7 protein-coding genes are annotated in these 11,545 nt (G+C 65.3%); 6 read left to right on the top strand and 1 reads right to left on the bottom strand.

Annotated features, from left to right (window positions below):
* On the top strand, positions 1–394 hold a 394-nt coding region (locus tag G3N99_RS25280; protein WP_277396433.1), incomplete at its 5' end, for a glycerophosphodiester phosphodiesterase family protein.
* A 170-nt stretch (positions 395–564) separates the two neighbouring features.
* Here G3N99_RS25280 and G3N99_RS25275 read toward each other — a convergent pair.
* Complete coding sequence (locus G3N99_RS25275; RefSeq protein WP_174939822.1) at positions 565–1,296, bottom strand: OmpW family outer membrane protein; 732 nt, start codon at positions 1,294–1,296, stop codon at positions 565–567.
* Positions 1,297–1,489: 193 nt separating this feature from the next.
* On the opposite strand from G3N99_RS25275, the gene G3N99_RS25270 reads away from it, so the two are divergent.
* The 5 genes from G3N99_RS25270 to G3N99_RS25250 all read left to right on the top strand — a co-directional run bounded on the left by G3N99_RS25270 (position 1,490) and on the right by G3N99_RS25250 (position 11,539).
* Complete coding sequence (locus G3N99_RS25270; RefSeq protein ID WP_006477151.1) at positions 1,490–2,203, top strand: transposase; 714 nt, start codon at positions 1,490–1,492, stop codon at positions 2,201–2,203.
* Positions 2,204–2,492: 289 nt separating this feature from the next.
* A complete protein-coding gene (locus G3N99_RS25265; RefSeq protein ID WP_174939820.1) occupies positions 2,493–7,196 on the top strand; it encodes a glutamate synthase-related protein in 4,704 nt (1,567 codons plus the stop codon).
* An 85-nt stretch (positions 7,197–7,281) separates the two neighbouring features.
* Positions 7,282–8,748: a glutamate synthase subunit beta gene (locus G3N99_RS25260; RefSeq protein ID WP_206123757.1), complete on the top strand. Its 1,467-nt coding sequence runs from the start codon at positions 7,282–7,284 to the stop codon at positions 8,746–8,748.
* A gap of 208 nt (positions 8,749–8,956) precedes the next feature.
* The gene (locus tag G3N99_RS25255; RefSeq protein WP_206123756.1) at positions 8,957–9,889 is read left to right on the top strand and encodes a phytanoyl-CoA dioxygenase family protein; all 933 of its coding nucleotides are present in this window, start codon (positions 8,957–8,959) and stop codon (positions 9,887–9,889) included.
* Between the two features lie 159 nt (positions 9,890–10,048).
* The gene (locus tag G3N99_RS25250; protein WP_206123755.1) at positions 10,049–11,539 is read left to right on the top strand and encodes a sodium:alanine symporter family protein; all 1,491 of its coding nucleotides are present in this window, start codon (positions 10,049–10,051) and stop codon (positions 11,537–11,539) included.
* Positions 11,540–11,545: the final 6 nt, after the last annotated feature.

Raw genomic sequence — 11,545 nt, 5'->3', positions numbered from 1 at the left:
CGCGACGGGGCAGCGCGTGGCGGCCGACGCGGCCGCGTACTGGCGTGATGCCGCGGTTCCGCCGCTCCTGTCGTCGTTCTCGTTCGATGCACTGCAACAGGCGCGCGCGACGGTGCCGGCGCTGCCGCGCGGGATGCTCTACGAGGCCGTGCCGGACGACTGGCATGCGCAAGTCGTCGGCGCGCTCGGCTGCGTTTCGTTGCATGCAGACCACAAACGGCTCGACGAACCGCTCGTGCGAGCGATCAAGGCGGCCGGGCTGCGCATCCTGGTTTACACGGTGAATGACCTCGAACGGGCGCGTGAACTGGCGCGCTGGGGCGTCGATGCGGTCTGTACGGACCGCATCGACCTGATTGCCCCTGATGCGCTGGACGACATCGACATCGCCTGACGGCCGCGCCTGCGGCCGGCGAAACCCGTATCGGAAACGTACCTGACGCGAAAAAACGACGCCCCGACGGGATTCCCGCCGGGGCGTTTCGCATCGTGGAGACGTTACGTCAGGAAAAATCCGCTACAAATTGCAGCAGGATTAACCATTCCCCAAATATTCGACTACGCTTAGAAGCGGTAGCCGACGTTCAGGTACGTCACGATCGGGTTCAGCGAGATATGGGCCTTCGACGTTTCCGTCAACGTACCGACCGGCGTCCGGCGGGCCGTCGTGAAGGTCGCGGTCACGCTGACCGGGATGTACGACATCGAGAAGCCGGCGAACCAGTGTTTCGTGAAGTTGTACGTGAAGCCGGCGTTGAACACGGGCGCCCACTGGTTGCTGGTCTGCGCGCTGGTCGGGCCGCCGAGCACGCCGTTCTCGAACGCGCTGTTCGTGATCTTCGCGCCGGTGAACCAGATATACGTCGCGCCGACGCCGACATACGGACGGAACTTCGCGTTGGCGTCGTTGAAGTAGTACTTGAGGAGGAGCGCGGGGCTCCACTGGTACGCGCGGCCAAGCGTACCAAAATTCGAGAACTGGCCCTTGCCGGTGATGTCGAACTTCGGCGGAATGCCGGCGATGAACTCCGTAGCGATGTGGTCGGTCACGAAGTAACCGGTCGCCAGCGCAAGCGTGTCGGCGTCGTTGATGCCGGCGCCGGTGTTGGGCACCGATTGGTTGATGGGCGTGCCGCCGACGCCGTAGAGGAACAGCGGGTCGCTGCTGTCCTGCGGCGCAAGGTGCAGCCAGCCGGTGCTGACGTAGAAATCACCTGCGGATTGTGCATGTGCCGTACCGCCCGCGAAAGCGAATGCGAGCGCTGCGGCCCCCGTAATGGCCAGTTTTCGTTTCATTGTGTCTCCTCCGATCAAAGGCGTGCTCATTATGACGACTGCGTTTAAAACCAAACAAGCTCGTAAGTTAGAGTTTTCTCCCTAGGATTCGTACGACCGTACGCTTTCGCGCCTAGCGGGGACAGGCATTCTACGCAGGTGCGCAATTTCGGACCCCCGGGTATTTCCTAACGCGTTCAAACGGACATTCAGCATGGCACGGTTAGCACGACTCTACGTTCCCGACCAGCCGCAGCACGTGATACTGCGCGGCTTGGATCAGCAACCCGCGTTCGTCGACGACCAGGACTACGAACTCTTCATCGATTGCCTGAAGGCCGCCGCACGCGATCATCACCTGTCGGTGCATGCCTACGTGCTGCTGCCGCGCCAGGTGCAACTGCTCGTGACGCCGAGCGACGAAGCGAGCCTGCCGAAAGCGATGCAGGCGGTCGGTCGCCGCTACGTCGCGCATTTCAACCGGCGCTATTCGCGGCGCGGCACCCTGTGGGAAGGCCGCTATCGCGCGACCGTGATCGAAGGCGAGCGCTATTTCCTGCTCGCGAGCCGCGTGGTCGAGATGAGCCCGGTGCGCGCGCAGCTCGTCGCGACGCCCGAGGCCTATCGCTGGTCGAGCTATCGGCACCACGTCGGGCTCACCGTCGACAGCCTGATCACCGACCATCCGCTCTACTGGGCGCTCGGCAACACGCCGTTCGACCGTCAGCGCGCGTACAAGGAGCTGTGCGAGCAGCCGCTCGACGAGCGGCAGGCCGACCAGCTGCAGCAGGCGACGTTGAAGGGCTGGGTGCTCGGCGGCGAGAATTATCGCGAGTGGGCGGCGCGTACCGCGAACCGGCGCGTGTCGCCGCTGCCGCGCGGACGCCCCAGAAAGGTGCGTGAAAACACGCCGCCGATCCAGCAGTAACGCAGGAACGGCGGTTCAGGAGGCGGCGCTACGGGCGCCGCTTCTTTTTGCACCAAAACGATGCGGCCCCATTAAAACGGCACCAGATCGAGGCATCCATTTAATTGGGGTTCGATCAAGCGGTTTTTGTTGCTATTCCTTTGATTCGTCGCGTATATTCCGAATTCCGGTGGCCCGGGCGAAGCATGCCCAACCACTGTCGGCCGCGCCGTCTCCCGTCGGGAGCGGGATCGACGGCAACAAGAAAATGGTTCAACGGCCTCCAGGCCCCCTTTACGACGGTGTCCCCATGAACGACCACCAGCAGCCGCTCGCCGCGGTGCCCGCCGCACAAGGTCTGTATGACCCGCAAAACGAACACGACGCCTGTGGCGTCGGCTTCGTCGCTCACATCAAGGGCAAGAAGAGTCACGAGATCATTCAGCAGGGTCTGAAGATCCTCGAGAACCTCGATCACCGTGGCGCGGTCGGCGCCGATCCGCTGATGGGCGATGGCGCGGGCATCCTGATCCAGATTCCGGACGCGTTCTATCGCGAGGAAATGGCGAAGCAGGGCGTGAATCTGCCGCCGGCGGGTGAATATGGGGTCGGCATGATCTTCCTGCCGAAGGAAAACGCATCGCGTCTCGCGTGCGAGCAGGAGCTCGAGCGCACGGTGAAGGCCGAAGGCCAAGTCGTGCTCGGCTGGCGCGACGTGCCGGTCGACCATGCGATGCCGATTTCGCCGACCGTGAAGGCGAGCGAGCCGCTGATCCGCCAGATCTTCATCGGTCGCGGCAAGGACATCATGGTGACGGACGCGCTCGAGCGGAAGCTGTACGTGATCCGCAAGACGGCGAGCCACCGCATCCAGGCGCTGAAGCTCAAGCACGGCAAGGAATACTTCGTGCCGTCGATGTCGGCGCGCACGATCGTCTACAAGGGGCTGCTGCTCGCAGGCCAGGTCGGCGTGTATTACCGCGACCTGCAGGACACGCGCGTCGTGTCGGCGCTCGCGCTCGTGCACCAGCGCTTCTCGACCAACACGTTCCCGGCGTGGGAACTGGCTCACCCGTACCGGATGATCGCGCACAACGGCGAGATCAACACCGTGAAGGGCAACGTGAACTGGCTGAACGCGCGTACCGGCGCGATCGCGTCGCACGTGCTCGCCGACGATCTGCCGAAGCTGTGGCCGCTGATCTACCCGGGCCAGTCGGATACGGCCTCGTTCGACAACTGTCTCGAGCTGCTGGTGATGGCCGGCTACCCGCTCGTGCACGCGGTGATGATGATGATCCCGGAAGCATGGGAACAGCACACGCTGATGGACGAGAACCGCCGCGCGTTCTACGAATACCACGCCGCGATGATGGAGCCGTGGGACGGTCCGGCGGCGATCGCGTTCACCGACGGCCGCCAGATCGGCGCGACGCTCGACCGTAACGGCCTGCGCCCGGCGCGCTACATCGTCACCGACGACGACCTTGTCATCATGGCGTCGGAAGCCGGCACGCTGCCGATCCCCGAATCGAAGATCGTCAAGAAGTGGCGCCTGCAGCCGGGCAAGATGTTCCTGATCGACATGGAACACGGCCGCATCATCGACGACAAGGAACTCAAGGACAACCTCGCGAACGCGAAGCCGTACAAGAGCTGGATCGACGCCGTGCGCATCAAGCTCGACGAGATCGAGCCGAAGGCCGAGGAAGTCGCGGCCGGCCGCACGCAGGGCGCCGCGCTGCTCGACCGCCAGCAGGCGTTCGGCTATACGCAGGAAGACCTGAAGTTCCTGATGGCGCCGATGGCCCAGCAGGGTGAAGAAGCCGTCGGTTCGATGGGCAACGACTCGCCGCTGGCGGTGATGTCGAACAAGAACAAGACGCTCTATCACTACTTCAAGCAGCTGTTCGCGCAGGTCACGAACCCGCCGATCGACCCGATCCGCGAGAACATGGTCATGTCGCTCGTGTCGTTCATCGGCCCGAAGCCGAACCTGCTCGACACGAACAACATCAACCCGCCGATGCGTCTCGAAGTGTCGCAGCCGGTGCTCGACTTCAAGGACATCGCGAAGATCCGCGCGATCGACCAGTACACGGGCGGCAAGTTCAGCGCATACGAGCTGAACATCTGCTACCCGGTCGCCTGGGGCAAGGAAGGCATCGAGGCGCGCCTCGCGTCGCTGTGCGCGGAAGCCGTCGACGCGGTGAAGTCGGGCTACAACATGCTGATCGTGTCGGACCGCAAGACGGACGCCGAGCATGTCGCGATTCCGGCGCTGCTCGCCACGTCGGCGATCCACTCGCACCTCGTCCAGCAAGGGCTGCGCACGAGCACGGGCCTCGTCGTCGAGACGGGCTCGGCGCGTGAAACGCACCACTTCGCGCTGCTCGCGGGCTACGGCGCGGAAGCCGTGCACCCGTACCTCGCGATGGAAACGCTCGCGAAGATGGCCGAAGGGCTGCCGGGCGACCTGTCGCCGGAGAAGGCCGTCTACAACTTCACGAAGGCGGTCGGCAAGGGCCTGCAGAAGGTGATGTCGAAGATGGGCATCTCGACGTACATGTCGTACACGGGTGCGCAGATCTTCGAAGCGCTCGGCCTGTCGAGCGACCTCGTCGAGAAGTACTTCAAGGGCACGGCATCGAAGGTCGGCGGCATCGGCCTGTTCGAAGTCGCGGAAGAGGCGATCCGCCTGCACCGCGACGCGTTCGGCGACAACCCGGTCCTGCGCGACATGCTCGACGCGGGCGGCGAGTACGCGTACCGCGTGCGTGGCGAAGACCACATGTGGACGCCGGATTCGATCGCGAAGCTGCAGCACGCGACGCGCAGCAACTCGTACCAGACGTACAAGGAATACGCGCACCTGATCAACGACCAGACCAAGCGTCACATGACGTTCCGCGGCCTGTTCGAGTTCAAGGTCGAGCCGACCAAGGCGATCCCGATCGACGACGTCGAATCGGCGAAGGACATCGTCAAGCGCTTCGCGACGGGCGCGATGTCGCTCGGTTCGATCAGCACCGAAGCGCACGCAACCCTCGCGGTCGCGATGAACCGGATCGGCGGCAAGTCGAACACCGGCGAAGGCGGCGAGGACCAGAAGCGCTACCGCAACGAACTGCGCGGCATTCCGATCAAGGCCGGCGAGACGCTGAAGTCGGTGATCGGCGACGAGATCGTCAGCGACATTCCGCTGCAGGACGGCGATTCGCTGCGCTCGAAGATCAAGCAGGTCGCGTCGGGCCGCTTCGGCGTCACCGCCGAGTACCTCGCGTCGGCCGACCAGATCCAGATCAAGATGGCGCAGGGCGCGAAGCCGGGCGAAGGCGGCCAGCTGCCGGGCCACAAGGTGTCCGAATACATCGGCAAGCTGCGTTACTCGGTGCCGGGTGTCGGCCTGATCTCGCCGCCGCCGCACCACGACATCTACTCGATCGAGGATCTGGCGCAGCTGATCCACGACCTGAAGAACGTGAACCCGAGCTCGAGCATCTCCGTGAAGCTCGTGTCGGAAGTGGGCGTCGGCACGGTCGCGGCCGGTGTCGCAAAGGCGAAGGCCGATCACGTCGTGATCGCCGGCCATGACGGCGGCACGGGTGCATCGCCGCTGTCGTCGGTCAAGCACGCAGGTACGCCGTGGGAACTCGGCCTGGCCGAAACGCAGCAGACGCTGGTGCTGAACCGCCTGCGCGGCCGCATCCGCGTGCAGGCCGACGGCCAGATGAAGACGGGCCGCGACGTCGTGATCGGCGCGCTGCTCGGCGCGGACGAATTCGGCTTCGCGACGGCACCGCTGGTCGTCGAAGGCTGCATCATGATGCGCAAGTGCCACCTGAACACGTGCCCGGTCGGCGTTGCGACGCAGGATCCGGTGCTGCGTGCGAAGTTCAAGGGCCAGCCCGAGCACGTCGTGAACTACTTCTTCTTCGTCGCCGAGGAAGTGCGCGAGATCATGGCGCAGCTCGGCGTCGCGAAGTTCGACGACCTGATCGGCCGCGCCGACCTGCTCGACACCCGCAAGGGCATCGAGCACTGGAAGGCGAAGGGCCTCGACTTCTCGCGCGTGTTCTACCAGCCGGAAGAGTGCGAGGACGTCGCGCCGCGTCACGTCGACGTGCAGGATCACGGCCTCGAGCGCGCGCTCGACCACGTGCTGATCGAGAAGGCGAAGGCCGCGATCGAGAACGGCGAGCATGTGTCGTTCATCCAGCCGGTGCGCAACGTGAACCGTACGGTCGGCGCGATGCTGTCGGGCGTGATCGCGAAGAAGCACGGCCACGACGGCCTGGCCGACGACGCGGTGCACATCCAGCTGAAGGGCACGGCCGGCCAGAGCTTCGGCGCGTTCCTCGCGAAGGGCGTGACGCTCGACCTCGTCGGCGACGGCAACGACTACGTCGGCAAGGGCCTGTCGGGTGGCCGGATCATCATCCGTCCGACCAACGACTTCCGCGGCAAGTCCGAGGAAAACATCATCTGCGGCAACACGGTGATGTACGGCGCGATCGAAGGCGAATCGTTCTTCCGCGGTGTAGCGGGCGAGCGCTTCTGCGTGCGCAACTCGGGTGCGACGGCGGTCGTCGAAGGCACGGGCGACCACGGTTGCGAATACATGACGGGCGGCACGGTCGTCGTGCTCGGCGAGACCGGGCGCAACTTCGCGGCCGGCATGTCGGGCGGTCTCGCATACATCTACGATCCGGAAGGCACGTTCGCGGCGAAGTGCAACAAGTCGATGGTCGCGCTCGAGCCGGTGCTGCAGCAGGCCGAGCAGGAGCGCACGGTCGACCGCGCGCTCTGGCATGCGGGCACGACGGACGAAGCGCTGCTCAAGGGGCTCATCGAGCGTCATTTCCAGTTCACGGGTTCGCCGCGCGCGAAGTCGCTGCTGGAAAACTGGGACGCGGCGCGCCGCCAGTTCGTGAAGGTGTTCCCGCACGAATACAAGCGCGCGCTGGGCGAGATCGGTGCGAAGAAGGCGGCGAAGGAAGAACTGGCCGCCTGAGCGACGAACGACATAGCGAATGCCGCGCGCGCATGATTGCCGCGCGCGGCTCCCCCACCCGATACACCGAACAGAAGAGCACCTTATGGGCAAGGCAACCGGTTTTCTGGAGTTCGAACGCCGCCACGAGGCGTACGAAGCACCGCTCACGCGCGTGAAGCACTACAAGGAATTCGTCGCGGCACTGACCGACGCGGACGCGAAGGTCCAGGGCGCGCGCTGCATGGATTGCGGCATCCCGTTCTGCAACAACGGCTGCCCGGTCAACAACATCATTCCGGACTTCAACGATCTCGTTTACCGCCAGGACTGGCAGCAGGCGATCGAAGTCCTGCATTCGACCAACAACTTCCCGGAGTTCACGGGCCGCATCTGCCCGGCGCCGTGCGAAGCAGCCTGCACGCTCGGGATCAACGACGACCCGGTCGGCATCAAGTCGATCGAGCACGCGATCATCGACAAGGCCTGGGCGGAAGGCTGGGTGAAGCCGCTGCCGGCCGAACACAAGACGGGCAAGAAGGTCGCGGTCGTTGGCTCTGGCCCCGCGGGTCTTGCCGCCGCGCAGCAGCTCGCGCGTGCCGGCCACGACGTGACGGTGTTCGAGAAGAACGATCGCGTCGGCGGCCTGCTGCGCTACGGGATCCCCGACTTCAAGCTCGAGAAGTGGCTGATCGACCGCCGCATGCGCCAGATGGAAGCGGAAGGCGTGACGTTCCGCACCAGCGTGTTCATCGGCAAGGATCCGCTGCCCGAGTCGATCGGCAGCCTTGCGAAGGAAACCATCTCGCCGGAGACGCTGAAGGAAGAATTCGACGCGGTCGTGATCGCGGGCGGTTCGGAAACGCCGCGCGACCTGCCGGTGCCGGGCCGCGAACTCGCGGGCGTTCACTATGCGATGGACTTCCTGCCGCAGCAGAACCGCGTGAACGCGGGCGACAAGCTCGTCGACCAGCTGCTCGCAAAGGGCAAGTACGTGATTGTGATCGGCGGTGGCGACACCGGTTCGGACTGCGTCGGCACGTCGAACCGTCACGGTGCGAAGCAGGTCACGCAGTTCGAGCTGCTGCCGCAGCCGCCGGAAGAGGAAAACAAGCCGCTCGTGTGGCCGTACTGGCCGATCAAGCTGCGCACGTCGTCGTCGCACGACGAAGGTTGCGAGCGCGACTGGGCAGTCGCGACGAAGCGTCTCGAAGGCAAGAACGGCAAGGTCGAGAAGCTGATCGCGGTGCGCGTCGAGTGGAAGGACGGCAAGATGCAGGAAGTGCCGGGCTCCGAGTTCGAAATGAAGGCCGACCTCGTGCTGCTCGCGATGGGCTTCACGCAGCCGGCGGCACCCGTGCTCGAGGCGTTCGGCGTCGCGAAGGATGCGCGCGGCAATGCGCGTGCGGCGACCGAAGGCGATCGTTCGTACTACACGTCGGTCGACAAGGTGTTCGCGGCGGGCGACATGCGCCGCGGCCAGTCGCTCGTGGTGTGGGCGATCCGCGAAGGCCGCCAGTGCGCGCGTTCGGTCGATGCGTACCTGATGGGGCATTCGAACCTGCCGCGTTGAGCTGAACCTCGCGAGCGGGTTTTGATGAAAGACGGGCGTCCGGAAGGGCGCCCGTTTTTTTATGCGTGCGCCGGAGGGCCGTTGCCGCTTAACATGCGCGAAACAGGGTGCAGGCGTTGGCCTATCGCCGGTCGAAGCCTGTTTCAGCCACGAACGTATCGCGCAGTCCATGTCTCGAGAAAACGCCCCGGAAATCACCCGACCGTGCTTGACGGACGACGGCCAGTGCGTCCGGCTGGACGAGGTCGTCGCGCTGCTGCTTTCGTTCGGCCCCGGTCTTCACGTCGAGGATCACGCATTCGTCGGACGACAGCGGCCGATCGAAGTCGCGCAGGCCATTGCCGACGCGATCCACGCCCGGGTGGCGGTGGAGGGCTTCGCCCAGTTCACCCCGGGCGACGACGTGCGGAGCACCCTTCCGCTCGCGGCGATGCGCGACATGGTGACGAGCCTCGTACAGGCCGGCATTCCACCGGTGTTCGCGTTCGTGTGCGATGAATTCTGGCTCACGTACTGGCGGTTGCACCGGATCGTCCAGGCGGCGCTAGGTGCCGACACCTACCAGTTGATGCCGGATTTCTGGGTATGGCACGTGCGCGCGAACGCGGGGCAGGCCGGCTGGAGCATGCACCGCGATGCGGGGGCGAGATCGCTGCTGCCGGACGGTCGCGCCGGCGCGCTGTCGCTGTGGATCCCGCTGACACCCGTCGATTCGTCCACCGGTTGCGTGATGCTGCTGCCGAAGCATCGCGATCCCGACTATGGAACGGATCGCGTGTCGCAGGCCGAATTCGACGTGCGGGACATCCGCGCGCTTCCCGGGCTCGCCGGCGACCTGATGATGTGGAGCCAGGCGGTGCTGCACTGGGGCGGCCGCGGCAGCCCGCTGTCGGACAAGCCGCGGATCAGCATGTCAATGGGCGTGCAGGTCGACAGCCTGGGCCCCCTGAACCCGCCGCTGCTGAAATCCGATGTGTTGCCGGATGCCGGGCTGCGGCTCGAACTGATCGCCAAGCAGATCCTGCAGTACGAGCGATTCGCGTCGATCGAACCTGCGTGGGCGCATTTTGCGCGCGTCTTGCTCGCCAGCGGATTGTCCGGGCTGGTCTTTGATATTCCGGACGCGTGGAGGCTTCACTGACGCAGCGGAGCATGCCGCGTCATTCGGACTGGCGACCGCGGGTAACTCATTGAATATCTTTCATTTTGTAATGTTCCTTGCGAACTGTCATATCATGTCGCCCCTCGGGCCGCATTCGCGGTGGCCGCATGTGACTGACCCTATTTACAAGGACTCTGGATGGAAGCATTCGTGCAAGGGCTGATCGACGCCGTCAACGGCGTGCTGTGGAACTACGTGCTGATTGCGCTGCTGCTCGGCGTGGGCGTGTGGTTCACGCTGCGGTTCCGGATGATCCAGCTGAAGGCGCTGTTGCTCAGCGTGAAGCTGGTCGGCAGCAAGGGCGAGCCGGGCAGCATCTCGTCGTTCCAGGCGTTCGCGACCGGGCTCGCGAGCCGCGTCGGCACCGGCAACATCGCCGGCGTCGCGGTCGCGCTGACGGTCGGCGGGCCCGGTGCGATCTTCTGGATGTGGATGACCGCGCTGGTCGGGATGTCGTCCGCGTTCGTCGAGGCGACGCTCGCGCAGATCTTCAAGGTGTCGCACCCGGACGGAAGCTATCGCGGCGGCCCCGCGTACTACATCCAGACGGGCCTGCGTTCGCGCGGCTTCGGCGTGCTGTTCTCGCTGTCGCTGATCCTCGCATTCGGCTTCGTGTTCAACGCGGTGCAGGCCAATGCGATCGCGGACGCGTTCGACACGTCGTTCGGCTGGAGCCGCGCGACCGTCGGTCTCGCGCTCGTGCTGCTGACCGCGCCGATCATCTTCGGCGGGATCCGCCGGATCGCGGCGGTCGCGCAGGTGATCGTGCCGCTGATGGCGATCGGCTACCTCGCACTCGCGGTCTACGCGGTCGCGACGCATCTTGCGCTGGTGCCGGGCGTGATCGCGCTGATCGTGAAGAGCGCGTTCGGTCTCGAGCAGGCGGCGGGCGGCCTGACGGGCTATGCGGTCAGCCAGGCGGTCGCGATGGGCGTGAAGCGCGGGCTGTTCTCGAACGAGGCCGGCATGGGCAGCGCGCCGAATGCGGCGGCGACCGCCAGCACGCGGCATCCGGTCGTGCAGGGGCTGATCCAGATGCTCGGCGTGTTCGTCGACACGATCGTGATCTGCAGCGCGACCGCCTTCGTGATCCTGCTGTCGGGCCAGTACGAACTGGGCACCGGCATGGAAGGGGCGGCGCTCACGCAGCGCTCGATCGCGAGCCACGTCGGCGACTGGGGCGGCATCTACATGGCGTTCGCGATCTTCTTCTTCGCGTACTCGTCGGTGATCGGCAACTACGCGTATGCGGAAGGCAACGTCGAATTCATCACGAAGCGGCGCGGCGTGCTGCCGCTGTTCCGCGTCGCGGTGCTCGCGATGGTGATGTTCGGCAGCGTCGGGCAACTGCCGCTCGTGTGGGCGATGGCCGATACGAGCATGGGGCTGATGGCGATCATCAACCTGATCGCGATCCTCGCGCTCGGCAAGTACGCGCATGCGGCATGGCGCGACTATCGCCGCCAGCGCGCGGCAGGCGTGGCCGATCCGGTGTTCACGCGCAACACGATTCCGGAACTCGCGAACGTGTTGCCGGCCGACGTGTGGGGCGAGCATGGCCCGCTGCCGCAGCGTCCGGCCGCGGCCGATGCCGCAGGCGTGCCGCGTGCGGTGGTGCGCGAGTCATGAACGGCA

It is taken from the genome of Burkholderia sp. Ac-20392 (assembly GCF_017104585.1).
GTDB classification, from domain to species: domain Bacteria; phylum Pseudomonadota; class Gammaproteobacteria; order Burkholderiales; family Burkholderiaceae; genus Burkholderia; species Burkholderia lata.
Note: the sequence above shows the minus strand (reverse complement) of the source record. Positions and strands in the feature narration are given on the sequence as shown.

What these genes read in the sequence shown, in the direction of transcription:
- G3N99_RS25260 (WP_206123757.1), top strand. Translation starts at nt 7,282, where the DNA reads ATGGGCAAGGCAACCGGTTTTCTGGAGTTCGAACGCCGCCACGAGGCG.
- G3N99_RS25270 (WP_006477151.1), top strand. Translation starts at nt 1,490, where the DNA reads ATGGCACGGTTAGCACGACTCTACGTTCCCGACCAGCCGCAGCACGTG.
- G3N99_RS25275 (WP_174939822.1), bottom strand. Translation starts at nt 1,296, where the DNA reads ATGAAACGAAAACTGGCCATTACGGGGGCCGCAGCGCTCGCATTCGCT.
- G3N99_RS25265 (WP_174939820.1), top strand. Translation starts at nt 2,493, where the DNA reads ATGAACGACCACCAGCAGCCGCTCGCCGCGGTGCCCGCCGCACAAGGT.
- G3N99_RS25250 (WP_206123755.1), top strand. Translation starts at nt 10,049, where the DNA reads ATGGAAGCATTCGTGCAAGGGCTGATCGACGCCGTCAACGGCGTGCTG.